Genomic DNA, 26,132 nt, shown 5'->3' on the forward strand with positions numbered 1-26,132 from the left:
GTGGGTGTCGTTGAGGTGGTGTGACACCTGAGGAGTTGGCCGGGGTCCGGGAGGACCTGGAGGCGTTCGCGGCGGAGTTGTTCGACGGGTTCTTCCGGGCGGATCAACGGCGGTGGGGGCAGGCGTATGTGCGCGGGCTGCTGCTGGACGGACGGCGCAAGTCGGTGGAACCGATGGCGGCCCGTCTCGGCGGGGACGGCAACCGGCAGGCGCTGGCCCACTTCATCACCTCCAGTCCGTGGGATGCGGCGCATGTGCGGGCCCGGCTGGCCTGGCGGATGCACGAGGCGATCGGCCCGGAAGCGCTGATCGTGGACGACACCGGCTTCCTGAAGGATGGGGATGCGTCGGCGTGTGTGGCCCGGCAGTACACCGGCACCGCGGGCAAGGTCACCAACTGCCAGGTGGGCGTCTCGGTGCACCTGGCCACCGATCATGCCTCGGCTGCGATCGACTGGCGGCTGTTCGTGCCGTCCTCCTGGGATCCGGCCTCGCCCGAGGCGGATCCGGCCAAGGTCGCCCGCCGCACCCGCTGCGGCGTTCCCGACCAGGTCGGGCATGTGGAGAAGTGGCAGCTCGCTTTGGACATGATCGACGAGACCCTCTCGTGGGGCATCGACATCCCACTGGTGGTCGCGGACGCCGGCTACGGCGATGCCGCCGCCTTCCGCCTCGGCCTGGAGGAACGGGACCTGCCCTATGCGGTCGGCATCTCCGGCCGTCACACCGCGCATCCGGCCGAGGCCCGGCCCGTCCAACCGGTCTATGCGGGCACCGGGCGTCCGCCGAAGATCCAGTACCCCGAGCCCGCGCAGCCCGTGAAGGACCTGGTCATCGCGGCCGGCCGGACGGCGGCCCGGCCGGTGTCCTGGCGGGAGGGCTCCCGGCCGGGCAAGGGCCGCAGTGGCGTCAAGCGCATGTACTCGCGCTTCGTCGCCCTGCGCATCCGCCCGGCCGGACGCGGCGTCCGCAGGGCCGCCGACGATCCGGAGCTGCCCGAGCGGTGGCTGCTGGCCGAGTGGCCGGCCACCGAGAGCGAACCGGTGCAGTTCTGGCTGTCGAACCTGCCCTCCGGCATGCCGCTGGCCACCCTGGTGCGGCTGGCCAAACTCCGCTGGCGCATTGAGCACGACTACCGCGAGATGAAACAGGCGCTGGGCCTGGCCCACTTCGAGGGCCGCACCTGGGCCGGCTGGCACCACCACGTCACCCTCGTCTCCGCCGCCCACGCCTTTTGCACCCTGCAACGACTGGCCCGCCACCCAAAAGAAGCGGCGCAGGTCTGAGCCTCTACCAAGTCGTCCGGGAACTGCAGACACTCCTCGCCACCTGGACCGGCGCCTGCCCCACCTGCCACCGCGACATACCCACCCCACTCCGGACCTGACCAAGCACTACTAGAACTCGGACACAAACGAAGCAATGGCCTCGTCGGACTCTGTTCGTTCCTGGTGGTTCGACCGGCGCCTCCGGGTGTCCCCGTCCGGAACGACCCGGTCGCACCACGGACGTGCATCCGTCTCCCCGCAGTCGGAGGGTGCCTCACGGCACCCCGTACGGCGCCGGTCCGCGGCGGTGAGGAGTCACCGGCGCGGGAGCGCCCGGGGGACGGGATCAGCCGCGCCGCCAGGTCTGGTTGGCGGTGCCGGTGCAGGGCCACAGCTTGACCGGCGTGCCGTCGGCCTCCTTGCCCCACCACACGTCGACGCACTTGTCGCCGGCCTTGAGCGACACCAGGTCCTCGGTGCTGTTGATCTTGAACTTCTGTCCGCTCGACCCGTCGCACCGCTGCAGCAGGACGGCCGTTTCCTTCTCCACCGACCCGCCGTCCAGCCCCATGCACAGGTCCTCACCGATGCGCAGGGTCCTGTCGGTGTCGTGGAAGGACCAGGTCTGGGTGCCTGCCGAGGCTCCACAGGGCTGGATGGCCAGCTCCGCCCCGGCCCTGCGGGAGCTCGCGGTGAGGCACTTGCCGGTGTCGGCGCTGACGATCCGGGCGGTGGCGACGGTGACCGTCGTGTCCGCCTTCCTCTCGGCCTGCCGGACCGGCTCCTTCGCCGCGTCCTCCTCCTTCCTCCCCTCCGTGACGGCCTGCGGGCTTGCGCCGGTGACGGAGCCGTCCGGGGACCCCTTGCCGTCGTCCTTCGCCTCCTCCTTGCCGTCCTCCGTCTTCCTCCCGTCCTTCTCATCGCCGCCTTCCCCGCCCTTCGACGAGTCCGCCGGAGCGTCGTCCTTCGAGGGCTCCGCGGCATAGACGCCCGGCTGCTGCTGTTCCTCCTGACCGTCGAGCAGCGCCCGGGAGTCGGCAGCCGCGTCGGCTCGTCCCCCGGGTCGCTCGTCGCGGTCGTCACCGGCCATGACCAGCAGCGGTACGGCGAGCAGGATCACCCCGGCGATCCCTGCGGCGGCCAGCACGGGGGCCTTCGGCCGCCCCGGCGCGCCGTCGCCGTCGCTGCTTTCCCTCCCGGCCCCGCGGGCGCCGCCGAGTGCGGCAGCCAGTCCGGACGAGGAGGCTGCGGTGCGGGCCGACGTGGCGGTGCTCGCCGCCGTCTCCGGCCGTTCCCCGCGGTCCGTGCCCGGTTCCGCGGCCCCTTCCCGCGCCTTCGGCCCGTTCGCGGCCGAGGCCGTCCCGGCCCCGGCCGTGGCGGTGGAGGGGGTTTCCGTCCCGCCCCGGCCGGTCCCGTCGGCCCTCGCGGCGCCTTCGGTGGCGGCGGCGGTGGCGCTCGCGGTGGCCGCGCCGCGGTGCGGGGCGGGCCGCAGCACGGCCTGCTCCACGTCGTCGCCCACCGGGGACAGCACCACCGCGCGACGGACCGGTGATCCGCCGTCGGTGCCGGCCGGACGGGCGGACTCGCCGCCGACCGGCCTGTTCTGCCGTGACATTGCTCGTTCTCCTTCGGTCTCACGGTTGTCTGCCGCATGGCGGCCGCACACTCGCGGCGCCCTGCGGCCGGGGCGCGGTGCCGGGTGCGGACCGCCCCGGGCCTCCCCCGGCGGGACGGGCACGACACGGTCCGGGGCGATCGCCCCCTCAGCGCCCGGCGGTCGGCTGTCCGCCCGGCCGGGGAGGTACGGCTCCGGGCCGCAGGGGAACGGATGGGCCGGCCCCGTGCAGGCCCCGTTCCCGCCGAGCACCACAGCGCGCGGGGCTCCGCGTCCTCGCCTCCACGACGACGGAATCGGATCGGTTCACGGCCACTGCGGCACCGTAGTGGGGTCAGATGACCGGCAAGGCGTCCGGGACGTCACCCCACCGGCCCCCGCGCGTCTCCTCCTGGTCATCTTCTCGCCGTCGCACGGCACGCCGACGGGTCCCGCCGGTGGCGTGACCGGGGCCGCGACGGCCTCGGCGCCCACCGGGCGGCACGGGCGACGACCAGCACGAGGACGGCGGTGGGGAAGGGCCGGGCGGCGGTGCCGTACCGGTGTCCTGACTGCACGGGATCTCCTTGGGATTGGGAACGGGCGACTCGTCGTGAGCCGACTCCGTCACTGCTTGGCGCCGGAGTCCTAGTGACCTGAGTCGGAGATTCGTCGTTGGTTTGGCATGAGTCGTCCGGGTCCGAAGATTCCGCCGTTGTCGGTGCGATGCCCAGCGGGCCGTGCTGGAGGGCTGGGTGCGCCGCCGCTCGACCGCTCAGGCACTGGCCCAGCGTTCAAGGATCGTGCTGGAGTGCGCCGACGGACACTCGATCATGGAGGTGTCGCGCCGGCTGGGTGTCTCTCCGGACACGGTCCGCACCTGGCGGCGACGCTTCCTCGAGCGAGGGCTGGACGGCCTGTGTGACGAGCCGCGGCCCGGTGCTCCGCGGAAGATCACCGACGCGGACGTCGAGCGGGTCATCGTCAAGACGCTGGAGGAGAAGCCGAAGAACGCCACCCACTGGTCGACCAGGTCGATGGCGGCGGCCACGGGCATGTCCCAGTCCGCGATCTCGCGGATCTGGCGGGCGTTCGCCCTGGCCCCGCACCGGTCACAGACGTTCAAGCTGTCCACCGACCCGCTGTTCATCGACAAAGTCCGTGACGTCGTCGGGTTGTATCTGGATCCGCCGGAGAAGGCCCTGGTCCTGTGTGTGGACGAGAAGTCGCAGATCCAGGCCCTCGACCGCTCTCAGCCGGTGCTGCCGATGATGCCCGGGGTTCCTGAGCGCCGCAGCCACGACTACGTCCGGGCCGGCACCACCACCCTGTTCGCGGCCCTGGAGGTCGCCACCGGCAAAGTGATCGGCTCCCTGCACCGCAGGCACCGGGCCGTGGAGTTCAAGAAGTTCCTGGCCAGGCTGGACAAGGAGGTGCCCGCCGACCTCGAGGTCCATCTCATCCTGGACAACTACGTCACCCACAAGACACCCGCCGTCAAGAAGTGGCTGCTGGCTCACCCGCGGTTCCATCTGCACTTCACTCCGACGAGTTCGTCCTGGCTGAACCTGGTGGAGCGGTGGTTCGCCGAGCTCACGCAGAAGAAGCTCAAGCGCGGTGTCCACCGCTTCGTCCAGGCCCTCGAACGCGATATTCGTTCCTGGCTGGCCGACTGGAACGACAATCCACGACCGTTCGTCTGGACGAAGACTGCCGACGAAATCCTCGACAAAGTCGCGGCCTACTGCCGACGAATCTCCGACTCAGGTCACTAGCCCGGCCACCAGGGAACCAGTAACCCACCGGTAGCTATCTCGGCTTCATGGCCGCGCTCTTCTTCGGTTGGCGTGGGACGGTCTTGGTCTTGTTGAGGTGTCCATACACCGTGGAGCGGGGCACGCCGAACATGTCGGCGATCTGCTGGACGGTCTTCTCCCGCTCGTCGTAGAGCCGCTGGGCGAGCGCGGCCTGGTCCTCGGTGAGCCTCGGTCGGCGGCCGCCGACCCGGCCGCGGGCCCGGGCAGAAGCGAGCCCGTCATTGGTGTTCGCCACGATCAGCTCGCGCTGAAGCTCGGCGAGCACCGACAGCATGCCGAACATCGCCCGTCCCTCCACGGTGGCAGTGTCGATGCCCTGCTCGATGACGTGCAGCCCGATGCTGCGCTCGTGCAGGTCCGCGCCGAGGGTCACCGGCCTCGGGGAACATCGGTACAGCGGTTGGCGCTGAGATTGATCATGGTCAGGGTGTGAGCGCCGTGACCCGGTTCTCGTACTCGCGGCGGGCCTTGCGCTGGGCCGGGATCGCGGGGACGCCCTGGCCGCCGTCGAGCGGCTGGCAGCGGGTGAGGAGCCCTCGGTGCACGGCGGGGACGGCGCTGACGCGCAGGGTGTAGCCCTGGCCGCGCCGTACGGTGACGCCTTGGTCGAGTGCGGCGCGCTCGGCGGCCTCCAGCTCGGCCGAGCGGAGGAAGTCGGCGACCTTGCCCGGCATGTTGAGGACGACCGGCAGCTCCGGGGCCGGGACGCCCGGGTCGCCGGCCGTGTGGTCGGGCAGGAGGTCGGCGACGGCGGTGCGGATCGCGCCGCGGCTGACGCCGTGGTCGCGGGCGAGGGCGGCGATGGACCGGCCCTCCAGGTACGCGGTGCGTACGGCTTCGGTCTTCTCGGCCGCCACGGCGGGGCGGCGCCCGCCCTTGCTGCCCCTGGCCTCGGCGGCCCGCAGCCCGTCGTACGTCAGCTCCCGTTGGAGGTCGCGCTGGAGTTCGCCCGCGGCGGCCAGGGTCTGCACCATGAACTTCACGGTGGACAGCAGCTCTCCGGTGCGCGGGTGACGGGCGGTGAGGTCCATCGCGGAGAACGCGCCGTCGTGGATGCGCAGCGCCACCTGGTCGCGATGGAGGACGTCGAGCACGTCGAGGATGTGCCCGGTGCCGCCCGGCCGCGCGTAGGTGAGCAGCTCGCCGGACTTCGGCCGCTGGAGCGGGTGGAGGTGCCGCCGTCCTCCTCGAAGACGACCGGCTCGTCGATGCCGGCTTCGTCGAGGACGAGGCTCTGCCGGGCGGCTGACCGCTGGTCGGTCGGGACCCGCTTGTGGACCGGGTTCGCCACCGAGGGGCCCCTTCCGTACGGAGGATCGGACCCTGTCCGTCGTCAGACTCCGTCAGCAATCACCCTCGGATCTGATTGGATTCGCGCCGCCGCGAACCCCGGATTGCACGGGTTCATCGGACGCGTCGGCCGCCTGTCGTCAAACGATGGCGAGCTCAAGCGGTCAGCGCATCACCGCTGTTCAGAAGGTCAGCGTAGACCTCTGCCGGAGTGCGGTAGCCATGGATCTTGCGCGGGCGGTGGTTGAGCTCGTGGGCGATGGCGTCCAGGTCGGCCTGGCTGAACCTGCGAAGGTCCGCGCCCTTGGGCAGGTACTGCCGAAGCAGCCGGTTGGTGTTCTCGTTGGTGCCGCGCTGCCACGGGCTGCGCGGCTTGCAGAGGTAGATCGGCATCCCCGTCTCGGCGGTGATGGCCTGGTGCTCGGCGATCTCGCGCCCTCGGTCCCAGGTGAGCGTTCGTCGTAGCTGGGGCGGGATGCCGAGGAGATTCCTGGTGAGATGCGGAGTGACTTGCTCGGCCTTGATGCCGTCGGGCAGCGCGACGATGGCCGTGTAACGGCTGGTGCGCTCGACCAGCGTGGCGACGGCCGAGGGCCGGGTACCCATGACGAGGTCGCCCTCCCAGTGGCCCGGGATCTTGCGGTCCTCGACCTCCGCGGGGCGGGCGGTGATGGACACCATGCCGCGGATGACGCCCCGCCCGGTGGGCCGACGGGCGATCTTCGGACGGCGCATGGGCCTGCCTGACCGCAGCCGCTGGGTGAGGCTGCGGTCGATCGCCTGGCGCCGGCGAGGGTCGTAGAGCGAGAGGTAGATCGCTTCGTGCGAGATCTGCATGGAGGCGTCATCAGGAAACTGCCGGCGCAGCCATCCTGCGATCTGCTCGGGTGACCAGCACAGAGCGAGCTTGGCTTCCACCAGGGCGCGTAGAGCAGGTCGCTGGGCGAGTTTGGCCTGCTTGGGGCGGCGCCCGCGCTCGTAGGCGGCCGCATCGGCCGACGCGGCTCGGTAGCGGTCCCGGCCGCCGTTGCGGGCGATCTCGCGTGAGATGGTCGAAGGAGATCGGCCTAGCCGCTTGGCCAGCTGCCGGGCCGATTCCCCGGCGGCGAGGCCGCGGGATATCTCCTCGCGCTCTCTGCCGTTCAGATGCCGCTCTGACCGCATCTGAGCGGCGAGGCGGACGCCGCCGCTCTGGTGCAGGAACCGACGGGCGCTCTGCATCGGCGCCCCGAGCGCCCGCCCGATCAAGCTGAACGACTGCCCCTCGCGCCAGCGTCTCCAGATCTCGTCCTGCTGAGCTGGCGAAAACCCGTAGTCACGCACCTGTGCCTCCACGATCACATGATCATCCGAGGGTGGTGCGTTGATCACTTGAGGGTGCCATCGTTTGCAGACGGGGATCCGACGCGTCCGGGTGGGGGTCCCGGTAGTACTCGCCGGAATAACAACTCAGTGACGGACGTGGGTCTGCGGGCGTCCGCGTCAGGCGTAGCGATGGCGCGGTGCGTGCGGGTCGTCCCAGCGGTCGGCATGGGGGAGGCCGAGCAGACGTACGGCGTGCCGGAGTTCGGCGGGTGCGCCGGTGGCGCGGAGGCGTGCGGGGGCCTCGCGCACGAGCCAGGAGGCCAGTTCCGTCCGTGCGGCTTCCGCTTCCTCGTCCGGCCAGAACGCCGACGACCGCCAGGGGAGTGCGTCTTCCAAGAGGTCCCACTCCCACCGGTCGACGGTGTCGGTGAGGTGCTGGTCGGTGACCGGGTGGCGGAGGGCCTCCCAGACCGCCAGCCAGGGGCCGATGGTGGCGGATGCCTCGGCACACAGCGCGAAGAGCTCGGGGACGGGGACGGCGGGGTCCGGGGTGAGCAGGGTGTGGGCCCACCAGGCATACAGGAATTCCCGTACGGCTTCGCTCTGCGGCGCGGGCCACTGTTGCCAGTCGGCGCGGTGGAACGAGGCGCCGACGTTGTCGATATCCCACGCGTAGGCGCCGAGGCCGCCGGTCAGTTCGCGGGCGAACTGCGGGAGGACTCGGCGCAGCACGGCGCCGTGGTCATCCCAGTCGGGTGCGCTCCAGGTGCGGTGCAGGAGGTCGGGGTCGAGTTCCGTGTCGGGGAGCTTCAGCAGGGCGAGCTCCTCCGGGCTGCCCCAGTGGCAGTCGCACTGGACCTCATCGGCCCTGGCGGTCATCCCACGGAAGGTGACGTCCAGGTGGTCCAGTGCCCGGTCGAGCCGTGCGCGGGCGGCCGGGCCAGGTTCGGGGACGCGTTCGGTCATGGTCAGTGGTGCCTCACCGGAACTCCGGGCCGCTCGGGCCCGAAGAGCGCGACTCTACCAGTACCGCGGATCAGGCGGGCCTGGAGCATTCAGACAGCCGGGTTGTCTGCGAGGCCGTCGTGCAGCGATGATGTCGTGCAGGAAGTCGCGGGTCTCTCGTGGCCCCGTTCAGCTCTCACCTGGAGGGCCGCCGTGTCTGCCTCGCCCTACTCCCCGCGCAGCCGTAGTCCCTTGTTCGGCTGACAGTGGACTGTCCCGCCGGGGGACGGTGGTGGGAGACTGCCAGCCGTGTCTGGGTTCACGAGTCCGGAGCCGTGCGCGGTGCCGCGCCGAGCGATGACCGGCTTCACGCCGAGGTCCCAGACGAGGCGGCGGTACTTGTCGTGGTCGTAGCCGCGGTCGGCGAGCACCGTGTCCGGGCGGCGTCTTGGCCGGCCACGCTTGCCGCGCACGGGCGAAACGGCTTGCAGCAGTGGGATGAGCTCAGTGACGTCGTTGCGGTTGCCGCCGGTCAGCGTGGCTGCGAGCGGGGTGCCGGTGGCGTCGGTGATCAGATGGTGCTTGCTGCCAGTTCTGCCCCGGTCGACAGGGCTTCGTCCTGTCTTGGGCACCCCTTTAGCGCCGGATGTGGGAGCCATCGACTGCGGCCAGGGAGAAGTCCAGGGCGTTCGCACGACGCAGCTTGGACAGAAGGACCTCATGCAGCCGGGGCCAGACGCCGGCCTCGGCCCACTCGGCCAGGCGGCGCCAGCACGTCATGCCCGAGCCGAAGCCGAGTTCCTGTGGCAGATGTTCCCAGGCGATCCCGGTGTGCAAGACGAACAGGATGCTCTGAAACACCAGCCGGTCCGGATGCCGCTTGCGTCCGGGGTGACGAGTCCGCCGCTCGACCTTGGGCAGCAGCGGCTCGACTACCGCCCACAACTCGTCATCAACATTCCACGGCTTCGGCCGAGTCACCCCGCACCCCCGGATCATCAGTCCTGGGGTGATCCAACCACCCTGGAGATCATTTCGTTAGGAGTTCTAAGACGTATGAGCCGACAAATTGACCTGCATAGGCAGTATTCGGCAACGCCGACTTATGGAATTGTCATAGATCCACCACTCGTGTCCGGCGTGCAGAGGTGCCAGGGTCCGAAAGATCACCTCAGGATTCCGCAGAGGCGGACGCGGCCTGACCGGACCTTCCGCTCCCGTCGTGACGGCCGCCGCCGTGATCGCCGTCCGCAAGCTCATCACCGCAGGCCTGCGCTTTTCCCCGCCGCACTGACCAAGCGGGCCAACAGGCTGCGCCGGTGCGCGGCGAGCGGGGACGGTCCCTGCGATGTGTCGAGTCAGCTGGCCTATGAAGCGTGCGGCTGCATGAGTTCCCGTACGCGACCGGGACGGTATGAGCGGTCCGGCGGCGGGTAGACGGCCGATCGACTGGGGAGTGAAGCGCAAGGGCGGTACGTACCTGTGGTGAGGACGCGTCGCCCTCGCACGCGTCATAACGCTGAGGAGATTCGGGCGGGCGGGCCGTAGGAGGGCCGCTTCGGCGGCGTGCTGGGTCAGGAGCGCAGACGCTCTTCGCTGGCGGGCCGCACGATGACCTCGTGAGCCGCCGTGCCGCAAGCGGCCGGAGCGCCCCAGGCCGTTTCCTCTCCCGGGTGGTGCCGCACGAGGGTAAGGACAAGGACGACTCCCGGCCTCGGGTGTTGCCCGGCGGGTGGTGAGAGCCGTTCGGGGTGTGCGCAGTGTGCTGAGACTGCGGTAGAGTGGATCTTGAGAACGCCGCCAGGTTTACCGGTGGTGGGCTGTGCGTTGGTGGTCCAAGGAAAGACGCCCCGCTTCCTGTGGGGAAATGCAGGTGCAAGGCCTGCCCGGCGCTCCACGAGGAAGACCCCCGACCCTGCTGTTTCAGGGTCGGGGGTCTTCCTCGTATCCGCTCGCCGAGGTGTTCAGCCGCAGTCGTTGCGGTTGATCTTCAACGAGCGGGTCTGGTCGTTGAGGTTGTAGCCGCGCAGGTCGTGGATGGAGCCGCCGCTGCGGGTCACACACACCCACCGGCCGGCGTGGTTGCGCTTCTCGTACACGCGGGCGGTACGGTCGGAGTTGTTGCGGATCGAGCTGCCGCGGTCACGGATCGCGGAGGGCAGATCCTTCACACTGCCATCCGAGGCACGCCGCACTCAGGGCTGCCCGCCGAAGTCGATCTCCGGGTAGATGCACACGTGGCCGGACGGGCAGTCGATGCCGGCGCGTGCCGCGCCGCTCTCGCCGGCGGCCGAGGTGGGAGCGGTCAGGGGGGCAGTGCCAGGGCGGAGACCGCCACGGAGCGCATCAGGGTTTTGATTACGCTCAAGAGATAGCGGCCCCGGGCGGCCAGCCGGCCGGATGCCGATCGAGTTCATCCGCGTGGAGGAGGCGGTACCGGCCACCTTCTCAAACCGGGCCACGAAGGTGCCACGCCCGCCGGCAAGCCGGGGCATCACCCTCGCTGCCCGGGTGAACACCCTGCCCTGGCTGAAGCGGGGGAGACTGGCACAAGACCAGCATCGACGATCTTCTACCAGGGCTGCGCGCGCTCCCAGGAGCTGGCTGGACGTAAGGGCCTGGGCCGCCGAGGGCGTTTGGCACAGGCTCTTTCATGCGGCGTCCTGCCCGGGGCCGGAACGAAACCGCCGCGGGCGTGGGGGATGTGAGGTGCCCGGCGACCTGGAGCCTTGAATCTGGCAGGCGCGGGCGTGACCGGCCGAAACCCGTCCTGCCGTGGTGGGAGCGGTCGTAGCGTCGTGCCATGACCACTGTGGGCGACACAGCTTATCGGTACCGCATCGCCGCCGCCGGGGACATCGAAGCCATCAGGGCCCTGGACGACTCCTTCACCACCCACACCGTCTTCCGGGTGACCGTCACCGAGGAGGCGTTCGCGCTGCGGGAGATCCCGGTGGAGCCGCCCCTGACCAAGGTGTTCCCTAAGAACGAGCCGGACGACGAGGACGACGCGGACTCCCGCGCTTTCGTCGCCCACGGCGCCGCTGGTGACCTGGCCGGGTTCGCCGCCGTCTCCTACTCCGGCTGGAACCGCCGACTGACCATCGAGAACATCGTAGTCGCCCCACCGCACCGGGGCAGGGGAGTAGGCCGCGCGCTGATAGAACTCGCGAAGAAGTTCGCCCGCGAGCGGGACGCAGGCCACCTCTGGCTGGAGGTCACCAATATCAACGCGCCCGCGATCCACGCATACCGACGCATGGGCTTCGCCTTCTGCGGACTCGACACCACCCTCTACGAAGGCACCCCTTCCAAGGGTGAGCAGGCGCTCTACATGAGCATGCCCTGCCTCTGAGCCGCTCCCAGGCGGCACAGGCAAGGAGCGGGGCCCGTCGCCCGGTGTGAAGGCGACGGGCAGCGGCCAGGCCGGAGCCTCCGCCCGAGGCCGTAGTCCGCTTGCACCGCTGCGCGTACACGTCCGGCAGACGGTGGTGGTGCGGGGAACTGTCACCCACTTTCGGGTGACGGCCCCGCGTGACCTGGAGTGGCGCACCACGGCGTCCGCGGGATGATCTGAAAGACACTGCCTGAGTGCGACTTGCCGCTGCCCAAGTCCAGCAGGCGTACGGCGTTCCCGGCGCAGCCGCCAACAGCAGCGGGACGACAGGCAACTACTGCTCGTGGAAGCCGCCGCGGCGGCGACCCTCAGGTCAACTGGGCAATAGGTGCAGCATCTTCACACCTGCATGCCATCGCCGGGCCCGGTCAGGGCACCCGCCTACAGGTCGCCTCCCCGGAAGGAGGAGCCGGTGATCTGGACCGCGTGCCTGCTGCTGCCGGTCATGACCGTACTGCTGTACACCACGAGCCGCATCGAGGAATGGCTCGCCCGCACCACACAGCCACCCCGCCACGCCCGCCGTCGGCACCTGCGCCTGATCTCCGGCGGTAGACAGGCGGCAAGCACGCTCCGCACTTCCAGCCGGCGGCACCGGCGGCTCGATGCGGCTTGACCGCGAACCGGCGACCACAGCGACCGCGGGCACTGTCACGTTGGCTGACCGGTGGGATGACCTTCGGGTTGATCAACCTGGGAAGGGTCGTCCGTGAGGAGCGCGTCGCCGTCGTACAAGGGTCACCGGTACCCGGTCGAGGTCATCTCCCACTGTGTGTGGCTGTACTTCCGTTTCCCGCTGTCGTTCCGTGAGGTCGAGGAGCTGATGCGTGAGCGCGGGATCGTCGTCTCCTACGAGACGATCCGCCGTTGGTGCAGCAAGTTCGGGCAGACCTACGCAGGCGCGCTGCGCCGTCGACAGCCCCAGTTCGGGGACAAGTGGCACTTGGACGAGGTCGTCATCAAGATCAACGGGCGATTGCAGTACCTGGGGCGGGCCGTCGACCAGGACGGGCACGTCCTCGGCATCCTCGTGCAGAACCGGCGGGACAAGGCCGCAGCCCGATGCTTCTTCCGCAGGCTCCCCAAGAAGACCCGCACGCCGCCGCGGGTGGTCGTCACCGACAAGCTCCGCTCCTACGGCGCGGCCCTCCGCGAGGTCATGCCCTGCGTCGAGCACCGACAGTCGAAGTACCTGAACAACCAGGCGGAGAACAGCCACCAGCCCACCCGGCAACGCGAACGGGGGATGAAAGGCTTCCGCTCCGTGGGCGGAGCACACCGGTTCCTGGCCGCGTTCAGCGGCATCTCACCCCACTTCCGGCCCCGCCGCCATCTGATGCCCGCACACGACTACCGAGCCGAGTTGATCGTCCGCTTCGCCATCTGGAAGCACATCACCGGAGTCGTCGGCTCCGCCGCCACGGCCTGACCACAGCCCGGAACCGGGCTCCAGCACGCCGCAACACACCATCAGACGCCTACCCCCGCAGCAACGTGACAGCGCCTCCGGACGGGCTGTGCCCGGGGCCGACGTTGTCCTCTTCGGGCTCGGCGGGGTCGGGCAGGCTGCGGCGGGCCATCACCAGTGATGATGGGTGGGCGGGTCGGGGTCTAGGACGAAGTCGGCGGGCGGTTTGGCCCCGGCCCAGTCATGAGCGCGTGGGCCCTTCGCCCCGTCACCGCAGGAGAGCCGCTGCCAGGCATCAGCTTCCTGAGTCCCTGGTGCACCTCGGAAGACCTCGCGTCACCCGTCGTCCCGGCAGCGGCCGGACGGTGATCGGGCGGCCGCTGCGCGCCGTGCGGCGCGCGGTGGTGAGGGGCGTCCGGGCCCGGGCTCCGGGCGCCCCTCACCACGGTCCAGGCGGGCCACGACGATCAGGTGGGGGAAGGTGAGGGCGGCCAGCAGGACCACTCCGCCGGCCGCTGTCCGGCCGTCCGTCAGAAAGGCACGGGGTAGGGCGGTGAGGGAGGCGAGGGCGGTCAGCGCGGCGGCCGTGGGGGCGGCCGCTTGACGGCCGAACCTGCGCAGCACCGCTGCGGTGTGCCCGGCCCGCAGTGCCGGTGCGTTGGCGGGGTCGGCCAGGAGCAGCCGGGCGATGTGCCGTACCGAGTGCCAGGCGCCGAAGTAGGCGCCGAACGCCACCAGGGGTGGTACCAGGCCGAACAGCGCGGTGAGCAGCAACAGTTCGGCGGCTTGTCGGTGCCGTCCGTCCCGCAGTGCCGTCCCGCAGCAGACCGCCACGGCTGCTCCGGCCAGTACCGCAGTGGCCGTCCGCACCGGCGCGGCCAGCAGCCAGTCGGCGCCGGGGGCGAGCTGCCGCACCACTGGGCGCACTTGCTCGGGCCATAGCGCCAGGGGCAGTACGGCGGTGACCGTTCCGTGGGCGAGGGCGTGCACCGCCCGCGGAGCCGGATCCGTCGGACCGTCGCGCAGGGCGCAGAACCGGGCGTCGCCGTAGCCGAAGTGCAGTGCGGAGACTGCCAGGAAGACACAGAACACGCAGGCCGGCACGGTCAGGGCGACGGTGGGGACGGCCGCTGCCGCTGCGGCGTAGCCGAGCGGGACGACCGTCCGGTGCCTGGCCGCGGGCCGGGAGCCGCGCTGGAACCAGCCGGGCACCAGGTGGTCGACGGCGCCGTGCGGCAGGCCGACCACCAGACCGATCAGGAACACCGCGACCCCCCAGCGCCACCACACCTGCGGTGCCACCAGGCCAACGGCGAGCACGGCCGCCACCGCACCGGTGGAGATCCGGTCGGCCGGCACCAGGACGCGGGCCGCCGGGCCGGGAGCGGCCACCGGGTGTCACCGGGCCGTGCCGGTGCCACCGCGGCCGTGGTCCCCGCCGGTGCCGTCCCCGCCACCCTCGCGCACCGGCAGCGGGGCGGGGCGGGCGCTGTGCCCGGTCAGGGCCGCCGCCACCGGGGGCCAGGCATCGGCCCGTTTGACGTGCGAGATCCACACCTCCTCCGGGTGGGTCCCGGTGCCGCTGCGGATGTCGTCGGCGGTGCGCAGCTTGGCCACCTTGTGGATCAGCATGCCGAACCAGACCTTGGCGGCGACATCGGCCGCGCAAAAGCCGAGTTGGGTGACGAGAGCCCAGGCCACCAGGTGGGATTCGGGGCCGACGGACTGCTGGATCAGGTAGATCAGCGGGTAGGCGCCGAAGACGCTCAGCAGCAGGACGGTCGCCCGTTTCAGAACGGTGTACGCCTCCGGCGGCAGCTCGTCGCGGCCTGCCAGCACCGCGTATCCCAGCACCGCGTACAGCACGAGGAAGAACACGGTGCTGATCGCGCCCCACACCACCAGCCACAGCACCCGGTTGCCGTTGTCGAGTACCTGGGCGCCGAGGAAACCGGCGAGGACCATCAGGAAGGATGCCACCACGCCCGTGCTGCGCAGCACGGACATCCGCCGTCCGGCGACGGCGCACACGGCGAGCAGTTCCACGGCGAGCAGCGGCACCGTGACCGACCAGTCCGCGTACCGCATCCCACCGTCGAACTCGGTGTCGGCCACCGGTACATACCGTTCCTCCCGGAGGGTGAAGGAGGTCTTCCAGCTGATGAAGAGTTCCACGTAGGCGAGGAAGGCCAGCAGCTGGAGCAGGGCGCTGGCGTCGCTCGCCGCCCGGTAGCGCGGGGCCGTTTCACTCCGGGTGACGAAGGCGTGCAAGGAACCCGCCAACAGTGCCAGAGCGGTTGCCATCAGGGCGTACTGCACCATGCGGTACTCGCCCGCCGTGTAGGTCAGCACGCCGGAGAACTCGCCCCGCACCGGGGGCGCCGCCGGCACGAAGGTGCCACTTTTCCCCGCGGCGCCGAAAGCGGCGCCCATCGTCCGTGCGAGCAGCATGACCGTCCCCTGGGCCGGAGCGGCCGGGTGGACGACGGAACCCGTCGTCCACCCGGTGCGTGTGCGCCAGCCCGGCTGGCGCACACGCTCGAGTACGCGATCACGTTAGGGAGACACTGGGCGGACGGCGACCGGAGCGGGTCCGCCGGAGCGACGTCCCGGCCGTCCGGGCCGGACGGAACCGGTGACCGCGGGGCCGCCCGAGGCGGGGATCGGCCCCGACACGGCCGGGCTCCGTGCCCTGATCGACGGTGCCCCGGTAATCGGTGCGGCGGGGTGCGCCGCCTTCAGCGCTCCAGTCGCGGTTCGCTGTCTTTGCTGGTCAGAGGCGCCTTCTGGAGTCCCCATCGAGTTCGAGGAGAAGCACTACGCCGACCAGGCAACGGCCGAACCGGTGAACCTGAAACCCCGCCAACCCCTCCTGACCAGCTAGTCAGCGCCTCCCGCACAGCGGGGGAAGCTCACGCGCATGGTCATCGCCCGGCCTGGTTCCGGCTCGGATGGCGGGGCGGCCAGAGCGGCCTTGGCAGCCAGTCGGAGATTCCTGATCATTGGATTCGGGTCGCCCTTGCGGCTGATCAGGACGACCTGGCTGGGGGGGGAGCGCCCTCGATCGGGATGGTGACGAGGCTGGGACGCAGTGATTCCCAATGTGGTTTGTCAAGCCTGATGTGACGCCTGGTGTGTTGGCTATGCCGCTGCGTGGTCGGGCCGAGGTGGCTCGACGGTGAAGGTGCGGTGGTCGCGTATGAGCGCCCACAGCACGTCGAGGCGCCGCCGGGAGTGCGAGCACCGCCTGCTTGTGTGTCTTCCCTTCATCGCGTTTGCGTTGGTAGAAGGCCTGTGAGGTGGGGCAGCAGCGTGCGGCGACTTGGGCGGACAGGTAGAAGACACGTAGGAGCCGACGGTGGTAGCGGCGGGGGCGGCGCATGTTGCCGCTGATCTTGCCGGAGTCCTTCGGGACCGGGGCCAGGCCGGCGACGCCGGCCAGGCGCCCTGCGCTGCCGAAGGAGGCGATGTCACCACCGGTGCAGGCGACCAACTCGGCGCCGGGCAGGCTGCCGATGCCGGGCATGCTCGTGATCGCCTCGGCGTGCCGGTGCTTGCGGAACCGGGCCTCGATCTGCGCATCAATGCGGGCGATCTCCTGGTCCAGCTCGGCGACCGCTCGGGCCAGCGTGCATGCCATGACCGCGGCTGTCTTCTCACCGGGGATCTGCGTGTGTTGCAGGTTCGCGGCTTCGATCGCTGCGGCCGCGACGGCGGACGCGTTGCGGACCTTGCGGTTGGCTAACCAAGCGGTGAGCCGTGACTGGCCCATGGGACTGCTGGAGCCGAAGGGCATACGGGTCTCGGCGCTGCGCGAAGAGAAGTACGACGCGGTCACCGGGGAGCTGCTCGGCACGAGCTACGACGACCGCTCCGCGGCTGTCACCTCGACGGCCGCCGAACTCCACCGTGCCGGGATCGGGCACCGGCTCGGCTTCGCCACCGAGATTCCGCACCGGCTCGCGGACGGCTACGTCCAGCGGGCGGACCTGGTGGTGCGGGTGCCGGCGGCTGGGGTGCCGGTGCTGCTGCTGGAGATCGACCGCCGTACCGAGGACGCGCATGATCTGGTGACCAAGCTGCGCCGGTACTGGGAGTGGGGCCGGCTGCTCCCGAAGGATGCGGCCAAGCTCACCGTGGACCTGGTCCGTTCCCGGCCGGGCGCGATCGAGAACGTCGACCACGAGAAGCGGCTGTGGCGCCGGGTCCACCCGCCAACCGGACGGGAGGGCCTGGTGCCCCTCGCGTTCGTATTCGCCGACACCACCGAGGTGAAGGTCGACAACACGGTGAAGGTCCTCGAGGAAGCCGGCCGCCGCTACTGGGCGCCGCGCCGGTACGAGACCTACTACCAAGAGGCGATCACGGCGAAGGACTACAGCCAAGCCGTGCCGGTCGTCGTCACCACCCTGGAGCAGCTCCAACAGCACGGCGCGGATGCGGCAGTGTGGCGGCGCCTGGGGCGCAAGGACGAACAGACCCTGACCGACGCGCTCGACAACCCCGACGGCCACGCTCTCTACCGCCGCCAGTACGCCCACGCCGAAGCGGAAGACGAGCGGCGCCGCGTGGCTGAGCGGGAGGCACAGCGGCCGGTGTGCAAGTGGTGCGAAAGGAAGTTCACCGACCAGCGCTGGGAGGAGACCACCACGAGAACGGCCTGGAAGGCCGGGGACCTGTCGCTGTGCAGCGACTGCCACGCCGACGACGTCGCCCGCAAGGAAGCCGCCGCCGAAGCAGCCCGCCTCCAGGCCGCCACACCACCGGAACCGGAGCCGGAGCACGACCAGGAGCCGGGCAAGCTCCGCGGCCTGTTCCGCCGCCGCGGCTGACCCCACACGGCTACGCCGCCCCTCCCTGTCGGACACAGAGGAGAGGCGGCGTCGACGAGCAGCGGCTCGGGTCAGGCCGGGGCGGCCTGCTTGGCCAGCGCGGCGAGCGGGGAGCGCCGGCCCTTCTCCACCGCGCGCAGCTGCTCCCAATCGACCTCGGGATGGGAGGGGACGACCGCGTCGCGGAGGCCGTGGTGTAGAGCGCGACGTCGACAGCCCCGGCACGGCTGGTGCCGAAGCGGACCTCGATCGACTGCGGGGAGCCGACCCATCCGAGCCGGACCATGTGGTCGAAGTCGGCACGACGGACCCGAAGGCGAGCGGCGGCCTGCTCGGGCCCGAGCGGGATATCGGCGGCGACCAGGTCCGCCAAGTCCTCGCGTCGGCAGACCTCCGCGACCTGACCGGGGTGGTGCAGCGTCCCGTCCGGGTTCGCGCTCAGGCCGACCAGGAGGCCCCGCTCGACGAACCGGCGCACCACGAACGCCGTCACGTTCGTCTTCTCGCCGATCACGTTCGGGGTGCCGAGCGCATCGGCGATCCGGTCGGCCGCCGCGCCGCCGGAGATCGGCGGGGAGGGCATCGCGGCCCGGATGGCGTCGGCGTCCAGCGCCTCCACGGCGGCCCGGGACCACTGTAGGACGACGCGTCCGGGGCCGGGATCAGGCCGATGTGTCAGGCCCACCGGAAGGCGGCTGCGGGCACCTTCAGGCGCTTGGCGGCCTGTCCCGCGGCGTACTCGGTTCGTCGCATGAGATCACCTCTCGCTCGTTCACCGGAAGCGGCAGACAAAACATGATAAAGCACCTAAAAAGCTGTCAATATCCCCTTAAGTAAGGCAAGTTGGACGCACTCCGTCAGAACTGCGCCCGCGTACGCGAAGGGAAATCACCCGTCCGGATGGCACGGCGATGGTCCGCCGATCCGCGGTATTGACCGGGCGCGCAGGGCGCGGGACGGTCGTCACGCAACTACGCGCAACCGGCTCGCTTCGGAGGGGATCATGGCGTTACTTTTCTTCGGCACGGACCCGAACTCGGGCGGAGGAAACTGCCCGGCGGTGTGGGTGGACACCGACACCGCTCACGGCCCGGAACTGGTTCTGCAGGGCAAGTTCGCCGACGCGGCGACCCGGGCCACCTGCCGTCAGGACAGCCCGCCTGCAGACGACGAGGGGATCGTCCGGATCCCGCTCAGCATGGTGGAGCAGATCAGGAGGGCGTGCGATGCCGCAGAGGCCGCCGGCACTCAGCTTTGAGGACCTGCTCGACTCCGCCCAGACCCACGCCCTGCACCTGGAGCTCCGCGACGTCTACGCCGTCGGGGAGGAGCGCGAGGTCTACGACGCCTTCCTGCGCGACGGGAGCGTGCCCGCAGACGACTCGGAGTTCTGGAGCGGGTGGCTGCCACTGGTCCAGCGGACCGTCGCCCGCGGCGTGCAGGTCTGCCGGGCCCGGATCGTCTCCGAGCCCGTCACCGACTACATCCGCTTCGAGCACGCCATCACCGACGCCAACCTCCGCGCCGGCGAACAGGTCCGCTGGCTGTCCCGCCGCCGCGCCTCTGCCCTCGCCCTGCCCGGCAACGACTTCTGGCTCATCGACGACCGCCTCGTGCGCTGGAACCTGTTCTCCGGTGACGGCCAGGCCCTCGAGCCCGACCACACCGACGACCCCGCCGCGGTCAAGCTGTGCGTGGAGGCGTTCCGCTCGGTGTGGGACCTGGCCATCGACCACGCCGACTACCGCATCTGACCGACGCGCAACCCAAGGGCCCCGCACCTCATGACGACCGCCTCCCCCTCGTCCAGCGCTCAGGCGGCCCGCGAGGCGCTCGCTGTCCGGTTGCAGCACCTACGCAAGGACGCCGGTCTCACCGGGAAGGAACTCTCCGCCCGGTGCGGCTGGCACCCCGCCAAGACCACCCGCATCCAAAAGGGCACGGCCGCGCCCTCCGACAGCGACATCCGCACCTGGTGCGCGGCGTGCGGCGCCGACGACCAGGCCGACGACCTCATCGCCACCGCCCGAGCGGTCGACTCGATGTACATGGAGTGGCGCCGCCTGCACCGCAACGGCATGCGCCAGGTCCAGGAGGACTGGTACGCCCTGCACGAGCAGACCCGCCACTGCCGGGTCTACGTCTCCAACCTTCCGCCCGGCTTCCTCCAGACGCCAGCGTTCGCCACAGCCCTGATGGAGCAGATCACCTGCTTCCAGGGCACCCCCGACGACGTCGCAGAAGCCGTCGCCGCCCGCGTCGCCCGCTCCCGGTTCCTCTACGAGGGCGGCCACCTCTACGTCGTCCTCCTCGAGGAATCCGTCCTGCGCTACCGAACCGCCGACCCCGACGCGATGCGCGGGCAGCTGCGACACCTCCTGGCCGTGATGCCGCTCGCCTCGATCTCGCTGGGGATCATCCCGTTCACCGCGCAGCGCACCGTGTGGCCGCTGGAGGCGTTCTACGTCCACGACGACACCATGGCCGTGGTGGAGACGCTCACGGCGGAGATCAAGGTGACGCAGCCACGCGAGGTCGCCGACTACGCCAAGGCGTTCGCCGGCCTCGCGGAGATGGCCGTCTACGGTGACGCCGCCCGCGCCCTCATCCAGGCCGCGATCGACGCCCTGGAGTGAACTTCCGCAATTACCCGCAATCTCGTTGAGAGCCGCGTGGCGGCCTCCGTAGCGTCGAACGACACCGACGCAACCCAGCAACGGAGGCGGTGCCCCATGAGCGCACCCACACCCGCCGGACCCGCACCCGAAGGACGCGGCCTCCAGCCCCCCGCCTTCGGCCGGCCCTCACCGGCCCTGCTGGCCCGCGCCGACCGCGGCTACGCCCGCTTCCTCGCCCAGGCGGCCCCGGACGACCGCACCGACGACCACGACCAGGACGACGCGGCGAGGCGTCGGTGAGCGACACCTACACCGTGCTCCACGACCCCCACGGCCTGGTCGACGCCGAACTGCCGCTGGACCGAGCCCCGTACGAAGCGCTCGTCACCGCCGTCCTCGCGTGGCAGGACCCGAACCTCACGCCCCGCGACTACGAGCAGATCGCCCTCCAGCTCACCGGGCACGCCCGCGCGGTCGCCGCCGACGTCCAACGCCACGCCGCCGCCCTGCCGAAGAACGACGGCCGCGGCGCCCTCGCCGACGTCATCCTCCGCGAAGCCGCCGGCCGCCTCTCCCCACCGATCCAGGGCACCGCCCGCTGCGCCCAGAACCGCGCCCGGCTCGTACGGGCCCTGTACGAACGCCTGGACCGCCTGGCGGCCGCGCCCGTCGACCGGGCCGTCTGAACGGCCGCGCACCCGGGCGCGACCACGGACCCCGGGTGCGCGGCGCAGCAACCAGGACGAGCCGCTGGCGGGTGCCGTCGTCACGCGGCATCGTCAGGCGGGGAAATCGGCGGGCGCGGCCGTACCCCCTACGAATGGCCCTCGGTCAGCTGGCTGGCGGTGTTCTCGATCCACAGCAACGCCCACTCGACTCCGGCACGCCATCCGGGGTCTGCGCTGTCGTACCGGCCTTCCGTGTCGGCTCGGATGCTAGCCGCGAGGGTGCGCAGGTCCTTCTGCAGTCCCTGACGCCGGGCGGTGTCCATGGCCTGGATCATCTCGTCAGTGATGTCACCGGGTCGGAGTACGCTCATCGCCCCACGGTCTGCAGCACCTGCTCAGCCGGGCTCGCTGGAATCCTGACGACATACGGGACGACCTGCAGAATTTCGTGGCCGAGAGACTCGGCGGCCCGGATGGTGTGCTGATCGTCGATGACACCGGCTTCCTCAAGAAGGGAACGGTCTCGGCCGGAGTGCAACGCCAGTACTCCGGCACCGCCGGCCGCACCGAGAACTGTCAGATAGGCGTCTTCGCCGCCTACGCCTCCTCGCGCGGACGGGCTCTGGTGGACCGGGAGTTGTATCTCCCGAAGTCCTGGACGGGCGACCGGGACCGCTGCCGGGCGGCGAAGATACCCGAGGACCGCGACTTCGCGACCAAGGGCGACCTGGCCAAGGACATGATCCAGCGGGCCCTGGCGTCGCCGCTGCCGATCGCCTGGGTGACCGCCGACTCGGCCTACGGCCAGGAATGGCGGATGCTGGAGGAAGCCGGTGTCGGCTACGTCCTGGCCGTGCCGAAGTCCCAGCACACGCTCGCGGGCCGCATCGACTTCGCGATAGCCCAGGCGCCGGACGACGCCTGGGAACGCCACTCGTGCGGGAACGGCGCGAAGGGACCCCGCGTCTACGACTGGGCCGCGGCGAAGCTGCCCTCCGTCCCGGACTTCGACGGCGAGAACCCCACCCACGACCGGTGGGTACTGGACCGCCGCAGCCTGACCCGCCCCCAGGAGATCGCTTACTACCTCGCCTACGCGCCAGCCGGCACCGCCGTTGCCGAACTCGTCCGCGTCGCCGGAACCCGCTGGGCGATCGAGGAGTGCTTCCAGGCCGCGAAGAACGAGTGCGGCCTGGACGAGTACGAGGTCCGCCGCTATCCAGGCTGGTACCGGCACATCACCCTGGCCATGCTCGCTCACACCTTCCTCGCCGCCATGGCCGCCGCAGCCGGAACCGAAAAGGGGGCAGCAGAAACGGTTCCGGCGCCCTCACGACCCTCACCGTGGCGGAAGTCCGGCGACTCCTGGCAGCTCACTGCCCGTCGCCGCCTCAGCGCCGACGCATCGAACGCGCACTGAAGTGGTCACACTGGCGACGTCGACACCAGGCAACCGCCCAACGGTGCCACTGCAAGCGCCGCTGTAGAGGTTACGAACTTCCGCCACCCGGTCTCACGGCAGGTCAGTAGACTCGGTTTGACGCCCCTGACCAGCAGGAATAGCGAAGTGCGGCTGGAGTACTAGGACCAGCGGTGCAGCGCGGCCCGGGCCGGCAGTGTGACCGCCAGCAGGGCCAGGCCGCCGACGGCGACCGCGAAGCATCCGTACACCAGCGGAGGCACGTACGGCATGTCACCGGTCACGCCGCTCATCATCGGGATCAGCGTGGCCGCGGCGATCGCGGAGCCGAGGACCAGGCCCACCACGGCGACCAGCAGGCCCTCCCAGCGGAGCATCGTCATCACCTGACGCCGGGTGGAGCCGACGAGGCGCAGCATGCCCAGCTCGCGGCGGCGGTCCAGGACCGTCATCACCAGGGTGTTGACCGCGGCGACGGCGGCGAACCCGCCGAGGACCGCGGCCATGGTGTTGTTCATCCAGGCGCCCAGCTTCGCGTCGCGGTTCTGCTCGGTGGCGTAGCCGGAGGCGTCGGTGACCTCGCCCAGGGCGGTGAGCGGCTTCTCCGAGCCGCCCCGTACCAGGAGCGTGCTGTCGAAGCCCGAGGTGACGTGCCCGGCCAGGGACGCCCGGTCCATGGTCACCGTGGCCAGGCCGAGGCCGCGGTCGTAGACCGCGACGATCTCGGGGCTGACCTCCGTCCCGTCGGGGAGGTAGAGCGGGAGCCGGTCGCCGACACCGGCGTCCGCCGAGGTCGCCAGGGTCTTGCCGATGGCGATACGCCCCTCGCCGAGCCGGTCGAGGCTGCCGTCGCGTACGTCCAGGTCCTGCACCTTCGCCAGCTCGGCGCCAGAGCCGGTGACGCCCTGGGTGGCCGCGCCCTGGAGCGACTTGAACTCGCCGGAGCCGGTCGGCACCAGCACCTGCGTGTTCAGCAGCCCGACGGCCGCCTCCACGCCCGGCGCGCGGGCGGCGCGTGCCGCCGCGTCCACCGGGAGCCCGGCCGGGTCCGTCACCACGTGGTCCGCGGTGATGCCCGCGCGCAGCTGCTTGTCGGCGGCGTGGGTCTCGCTCGTGTGCATGAACACGAGGGTCGAGGAGAAGGCCACGGCGAGCACGATCGGGGTGATCGCGGAGGCGAGGCGGCGGGCGTTGGTACGGGAGTTGACGGCCGCGAGCTCGGCGGACGGGCCCGCGCCGCGCAGCGGGAGGCCGAACAGGCCGGCGCACAGCCGTGCCACCAGCGGGCCGAGCAGCCCGACGGCGAGCATGAAGAGCATGACGACGCCGAGGGCGGCGCCGGCCGCGTCGTCCCCGGCGGAGCGGGCGGACACGCCGGTGAGGATCGTGCCTCCGACGAGGGCGCCGACGCCGAGGAGGGTACGGACCAGACCGGGCCGCAGCCGCTCCACCGACGCGTCCGACAGCGCCTGTCCGGGCTTGATCTTCGCGGGCCGGCGCCCGGCCGTCCAGCCTGCGCCGAGCGCGGTGAGCAGCCCCATGACGACGGCGGCGAGCAGCGGAAGCCCGGAGACGTGCAGGTCCACGGCGCGCGGGATGGTGCCCCGGTCCTGGAGCTGCCCGAACCACCAGTGGGCGAGCCCGATGCCGGGCAGGCAGCCGATGATCCCGGCGAGCGGCGCGACGAGCAGTGCTTCGGAGGCGACCGCGCGGCGGACCTGCCGCGGGGTGGCGCCGACGGCGCGCAGCAGGGCGAACTCGCGGGCCCGCTGACCGACCGAGAGCGCGACGGTTCCGGCGGCCGTGAAGACCGCGACGATGGCGGCGATGCCGCCGAAGGAGCCGCCGATTCCGAAGAGCATCACCTTGGCGTATCCGAGGCCCGGGTCCTCGACGGCACCGCGGTCGTCGCCGGTGTGGACCTGGACGCCGGAGCCGGCCAGGGCCTGCTTCACTGCGCCGGCGAGGGCGTCGGCGTCGGTGCCGTCCTCCGCCAGCACGATGACGGCGTCGGCCTTGCCGGGATGCCCGGCGAGCACGGGGGCCTGGGTGTCGGCGAACCAGGTCAGGGCGCCCGCGTCGCCGGAGTAGCGGGCGGTCTCCGCGGGGCCGGCCTCGGCGACGCCAGCGACGCGGAAGTCCTGCCGGCCGGCGGCGGTCTCCAGTACGACGGTGTCGCCGACCGCGGCGTGCGCGGCGCGGGCCGTTCCCGCGTCGAGGACGACTTCCCCCTCGCGGGGTGCGGAGCCGGTGGTCAGCGAGGTGCCGGTGAAGGTGTGCGAGCCCCATCCGTGCGCGGTGAGCACACCTCCCGGAACATTCAGTGCACGGGCGCCGGCGTCCGTCGCGCGCACCGGGAAGGTGAAGTCCGCGACGGCGGTGGCCGCACCCGGCGCCCCGGCGGCCTTCACAGCCAGCCCGGCGTCCATCCGTGCCGTGTCCGGCAGGGGCGTCGCCTCCTTCTCGCGGTCCTCGCCGCTGCCGGTGACGACGTACTTGTTCTGGTCCGCCGCCGCGACGACCGGCGCGTTCGCGTACCGTTCCGGCGGCACGGAGGCGCGCAGGCTGGTCTCGAGCAGGATTCCGCAGGCCGAGACGATCAGTGCGGACATCAGCAGCGCGAGGAAGGTCCCCGCGAAGGACGCGGGCTTGAAGCGGACGGCCTCACGGGCGAGTCCGTTGGGGCGCCTCATGCCGCCACCCCCGCCATCGCACCGGAGCGGGAGGTGCGCGAGGTGAGCACGGCCATCCGTGCCGCGATCTGCTCCGCCGAACCGCGCTCGAGGTGGTCGGCGAAGGCGCCGTCGGCGAGGAACAGCACACGGTCGGCCCAGGCGGCCGCGGCCGGGTCGTGGGTGACCATGACAACGGTGGCGCCCAGAGCGTCCACCGCGTTGCGCAGCAGGCCGAGGACCTCGGCGGCGGTGCCGGTGTCGAGTGCGCCGGTGGGTTCGTCCGCGAAGATCACGTCGGGGCTGGTGACCAGGGCGCGGGCGACGGCCACGCGTTGCTGCTGACCGCCGGAGAGCTCTCCGGGCCGGCGCTTCGCCTTGTCGGCGAGTCCGACCCGGGCGAGCACCGCGGCCGCCCGGCGCCGGTCCTGGCGCTGCCCGGCCAGGCGCATAGGCAGCAGCACGTTCTGCTCCACGGTCAGCGACGGCAGCAGGTTGAACGCCTGGAAGACGAAGCCGAGGCGGCTGCGGCGCAGCTCGGTGAGCTCGTTCTCACTCATGCCGGTGATCTCCGTGCCGCCGAGGCGCACGGATCCCGCCGACGGCCGGTCGAGCCCGGCAGCGCACTGCAGGAAGGTGGACTTGCCTGACCCGGACGGGCCCATGACCGCGGTGAACGTGCCGCGCGGCAGGGCGAGGTCGATGCCCGCGAGGGCGTGCACCGTGCCCGCCCCGTGGCCGTACTGCCGCCGGACGTCGCGCAGTTCGACGGCGAGACCGGGCGTGGCGGCCGGGGCCTTGGGCCGGTTGTCCGCCTTCTGCCGCTTGCCCCTGCGTAGCTTCATGTCCCGTCTCCCTCTCATGTGCACTTTCTGTGACGGGTGAAGAGTGCGGGGAC

Annotated in this window: 21 protein-coding genes and 6 pseudogenes; 12 read left to right on the plus strand and 15 right to left on the minus strand. The window is 71.1% G+C overall.

Annotation, left to right across the window (positions count from 1 at the left end):
* Positions 1-20 precede the first annotated feature (20 nt).
* A complete protein-coding gene (locus tag C1708_RS32545; RefSeq protein WP_106416016.1) occupies positions 21-1,286 on the plus strand; it encodes an IS701 family transposase in 1,266 nt (421 codons plus the stop codon).
* Positions 1,287-1,614: 328 nt separating this feature from the next.
* Here C1708_RS32545 and C1708_RS32550 read toward each other — a convergent pair whose 3' ends face one another.
* Entirely contained in the window at positions 1,615-2,883 is a 1,269-nt protein-coding gene (locus tag C1708_RS32550) for a ricin-type beta-trefoil lectin domain protein (RefSeq protein ID WP_106416017.1), read from the minus strand.
* 719 nt (positions 2,884-3,602) lie between these two features.
* On the opposite strand from C1708_RS32550, the gene C1708_RS32555 reads away from it, so the two are divergent.
* Positions 3,603-4,637 carry an IS630 family transposase gene (locus tag C1708_RS32555; RefSeq protein ID WP_106416018.1) on the plus strand — a complete coding sequence of 345 codons (1,035 nt, stop codon included), beginning with the start codon at positions 3,603-3,605 and terminating at the stop codon, positions 4,635-4,637.
* A gap of 34 nt (positions 4,638-4,671) precedes the next feature.
* Here the strand turns inward: C1708_RS32555 and C1708_RS32560 are convergent, their stop codons facing one another.
* The 6 genes and pseudogenes from C1708_RS32560 to C1708_RS35495 all read right to left on the minus strand — a co-directional run bounded on the left by C1708_RS32560 (position 4,672) and on the right by C1708_RS35495 (position 10,714).
* Complete coding sequence (locus C1708_RS32560; protein WP_274543366.1) at positions 4,672-5,052, minus strand: recombinase family protein; 381 nt, start codon at positions 5,050-5,052, stop codon at positions 4,672-4,674.
* Positions 5,053-5,101: 49 nt separating this feature from the next.
* The gene (locus tag C1708_RS32565; RefSeq protein ID WP_241911387.1) at positions 5,102-5,773 is read right to left on the minus strand and encodes a serine integrase family protein; all 672 of its coding nucleotides are present in this window, start codon (positions 5,771-5,773) and stop codon (positions 5,102-5,104) included.
* Positions 5,774-6,125: 352 nt separating this feature from the next.
* Positions 6,126-7,292 (minus strand): IS30 family transposase, encoded by a 1,167-nt coding sequence (locus C1708_RS32570; RefSeq protein ID WP_106416419.1) that lies wholly within the window; start codon positions 7,290-7,292, stop codon positions 6,126-6,128.
* Positions 7,293-7,451: 159 nt separating this feature from the next.
* Positions 7,452-8,240 (minus strand): hypothetical protein, encoded by a 789-nt coding sequence (locus tag C1708_RS32575; protein WP_106416020.1) that lies wholly within the window; start codon positions 8,238-8,240, stop codon positions 7,452-7,454.
* 302 nt (positions 8,241-8,542) lie between these two features.
* Positions 8,543-9,218, minus strand: a pseudogene (locus C1708_RS35490) (IS5 family transposase); the annotation flags it as partial.
* A 965-nt stretch (positions 9,219-10,183) separates the two neighbouring features.
* Positions 10,184-10,714 (minus strand): annotated as a pseudogene (locus C1708_RS35495) (peptidase inhibitor family I36 protein).
* A gap of 308 nt (positions 10,715-11,022) precedes the next feature.
* Between C1708_RS35495 and C1708_RS32595 the strand changes: the two are divergent.
* The 3 genes from C1708_RS32595 (at position 11,023) to C1708_RS32605 (ending at position 13,045) form a co-directional block, all read left to right on the plus strand.
* A complete protein-coding gene (locus tag C1708_RS32595; RefSeq protein ID WP_106416024.1) occupies positions 11,023-11,574 on the plus strand; it encodes a GNAT family N-acetyltransferase in 552 nt (183 codons plus the stop codon).
* Positions 11,575-12,028: 454 nt separating this feature from the next.
* Positions 12,029-12,232, plus strand: a complete 204-nt coding sequence (locus tag C1708_RS32600; RefSeq protein ID WP_106416025.1) for a hypothetical protein — start codon at positions 12,029-12,031, stop codon at positions 12,230-12,232.
* A gap of 93 nt (positions 12,233-12,325) precedes the next feature.
* Positions 12,326-13,045 carry an IS6 family transposase gene (locus C1708_RS32605; RefSeq protein WP_106416026.1) on the plus strand — a complete coding sequence of 240 codons (720 nt, stop codon included), beginning with the start codon at positions 12,326-12,328 and terminating at the stop codon, positions 13,043-13,045.
* 118 nt (positions 13,046-13,163) lie between these two features.
* On the opposite strand, the pseudogene C1708_RS35500 reads toward C1708_RS32605, so the two are convergent.
* From C1708_RS35500 to C1708_RS34140, 4 genes and pseudogenes are all read right to left on the minus strand, one after another.
* A pseudogene (locus C1708_RS35500) lies at positions 13,164-13,321 on the minus strand (IS701 family transposase); the annotation flags it as partial.
* A 39-nt stretch (positions 13,322-13,360) separates the two neighbouring features.
* Complete coding sequence (locus C1708_RS32615) at positions 13,361-14,416, minus strand: Brp/Blh family beta-carotene 15,15'-dioxygenase (protein WP_106416027.1); 1,056 nt, start codon at positions 14,414-14,416, stop codon at positions 13,361-13,363.
* A gap of 6 nt (positions 14,417-14,422) precedes the next feature.
* The gene (locus C1708_RS32620; RefSeq protein ID WP_106416028.1) at positions 14,423-15,475 is read right to left on the minus strand and encodes a bacteriorhodopsin; all 1,053 of its coding nucleotides are present in this window, start codon (positions 15,473-15,475) and stop codon (positions 14,423-14,425) included.
* Positions 15,476-16,165: 690 nt separating this feature from the next.
* Positions 16,166-16,793: pseudogene (locus C1708_RS34140) on the minus strand (transposase); the annotation flags it as partial.
* Between C1708_RS34140 and C1708_RS35505 the strand changes: the two are divergent.
* Entirely contained in the window at positions 16,777-17,856 is a 1,080-nt protein-coding gene (locus tag C1708_RS35505) for a hypothetical protein (protein ID WP_241911389.1), read from the plus strand. The pseudogene C1708_RS34140 and the gene C1708_RS35505 sit on opposite strands and share 17 nt — an antisense overlap.
* A gap of 71 nt (positions 17,857-17,927) precedes the next feature.
* On the opposite strand, the pseudogene C1708_RS32650 reads toward C1708_RS35505, so the two are convergent.
* Positions 17,928-18,528 (minus strand): annotated as a pseudogene (locus C1708_RS32650) (hypothetical protein).
* A gap of 331 nt (positions 18,529-18,859) precedes the next feature.
* Here C1708_RS32650 and C1708_RS32655 point away from each other — a divergent pair.
* The 5 genes from C1708_RS32655 to C1708_RS32675 all read left to right on the plus strand — a co-directional run bounded on the left by C1708_RS32655 (position 18,860) and on the right by C1708_RS32675 (position 21,160).
* Positions 18,860-19,114 carry a hypothetical protein gene (locus C1708_RS32655; RefSeq protein WP_103545723.1) on the plus strand — a complete coding sequence of 85 codons (255 nt, stop codon included), beginning with the start codon at positions 18,860-18,862 and terminating at the stop codon, positions 19,112-19,114.
* Positions 19,083-19,610, plus strand: a complete 528-nt coding sequence (locus C1708_RS32660) for a DUF6879 family protein (protein ID WP_106416030.1) — start codon at positions 19,083-19,085, stop codon at positions 19,608-19,610. Before C1708_RS32655 ends, C1708_RS32660 begins: the two co-directional genes overlap by 32 nt.
* Before the next feature lie 30 nt (positions 19,611-19,640).
* Positions 19,641-20,492 (plus strand): helix-turn-helix domain-containing protein, encoded by an 852-nt coding sequence (locus C1708_RS32665; protein WP_106416031.1) that lies wholly within the window; start codon positions 19,641-19,643, stop codon positions 20,490-20,492.
* A gap of 96 nt (positions 20,493-20,588) precedes the next feature.
* Positions 20,589-20,774: a hypothetical protein gene (locus tag C1708_RS32670; protein WP_106416032.1), complete on the plus strand. Its 186-nt coding sequence runs from the start codon at positions 20,589-20,591 to the stop codon at positions 20,772-20,774.
* Positions 20,771-21,160 (plus strand): DUF6415 family natural product biosynthesis protein, encoded by a 390-nt coding sequence (locus tag C1708_RS32675; RefSeq protein WP_106416033.1) that lies wholly within the window; start codon positions 20,771-20,773, stop codon positions 21,158-21,160. Before C1708_RS32670 ends, C1708_RS32675 begins: the two co-directional genes overlap by 4 nt.
* A gap of 128 nt (positions 21,161-21,288) precedes the next feature.
* Here C1708_RS32675 and C1708_RS32680 read toward each other — a convergent pair whose 3' ends face one another.
* A complete protein-coding gene (locus tag C1708_RS32680) occupies positions 21,289-21,513 on the minus strand; it encodes a hypothetical protein (RefSeq protein WP_106416034.1) in 225 nt (74 codons plus the stop codon).
* Between C1708_RS32680 and C1708_RS32685 the strand changes: the two are divergent.
* Positions 21,510-22,562: pseudogene (locus C1708_RS32685) on the plus strand (IS701 family transposase); the annotation flags it as partial. The gene C1708_RS32680 and the pseudogene C1708_RS32685 overlap by 4 nt on opposite strands.
* A 161-nt stretch (positions 22,563-22,723) precedes the next feature.
* On the opposite strand, the gene C1708_RS32690 reads toward C1708_RS32685, so the two are convergent.
* Together C1708_RS32690 and C1708_RS32695 are read right to left on the minus strand one after the other, a co-directional pair.
* Positions 22,724-25,255, minus strand: a complete 2,532-nt coding sequence (locus C1708_RS32690) for an FtsX-like permease family protein (protein WP_106416035.1) — start codon at positions 25,253-25,255, stop codon at positions 22,724-22,726.
* Positions 25,252-26,079 carry an ABC transporter ATP-binding protein gene (locus C1708_RS32695; RefSeq protein WP_106416036.1) on the minus strand — a complete coding sequence of 276 codons (828 nt, stop codon included), beginning with the start codon at positions 26,077-26,079 and terminating at the stop codon, positions 25,252-25,254. The genes C1708_RS32690 and C1708_RS32695 overlap by 4 nt, the downstream gene beginning before the upstream one ends.
* Positions 26,080-26,132: the final 53 nt, after the last annotated feature.

Source organism: Streptomyces sp. DH-12, assembly GCF_002899455.1.
Taxonomy (GTDB): Bacteria; Actinomycetota; Actinomycetes; order Streptomycetales; family Streptomycetaceae; genus Streptomyces.

Coding starts and splice junctions, on each gene's coding strand:
- C1708_RS32550 (WP_106416017.1), bottom strand. CDS start 2,883: ATGTCACGGCAGAACAGGCCGGTCGGCGGCGAGTCCGCCCGTCCGGCC.
- C1708_RS32575 (WP_106416020.1), bottom strand. CDS start 8,240: ATGACCGAACGCGTCCCCGAACCTGGCCCGGCCGCCCGCGCACGGCTC.
- C1708_RS32595 (WP_106416024.1), top strand. CDS start 11,023: ATGACCACTGTGGGCGACACAGCTTATCGGTACCGCATCGCCGCCGCC.
- C1708_RS32620 (WP_106416028.1), bottom strand. CDS start 15,475: ATGCTGCTCGCACGGACGATGGGCGCCGCTTTCGGCGCCGCGGGGAAA.
- C1708_RS32655 (WP_103545723.1), top strand. CDS start 18,860: ATGGCGTTACTTTTCTTCGGCACGGACCCGAACTCGGGCGGAGGAAAC.
- C1708_RS32660 (WP_106416030.1), top strand. CDS start 19,083: ATGCCGCAGAGGCCGCCGGCACTCAGCTTTGAGGACCTGCTCGACTCC.
- C1708_RS32665 (WP_106416031.1), top strand. CDS start 19,641: ATGACGACCGCCTCCCCCTCGTCCAGCGCTCAGGCGGCCCGCGAGGCG.
- C1708_RS32670 (WP_106416032.1), top strand. CDS start 20,589: ATGAGCGCACCCACACCCGCCGGACCCGCACCCGAAGGACGCGGCCTC.
- C1708_RS32680 (WP_106416034.1), bottom strand. CDS start 21,513: ATGAGCGTACTCCGACCCGGTGACATCACTGACGAGATGATCCAGGCC.
- C1708_RS32690 (WP_106416035.1), bottom strand. CDS start 25,255: ATGAGGCGCCCCAACGGACTCGCCCGTGAGGCCGTCCGCTTCAAGCCC.
- C1708_RS32695 (WP_106416036.1), bottom strand. CDS start 26,079: ATGAAGCTACGCAGGGGCAAGCGGCAGAAGGCGGACAACCGGCCCAAG.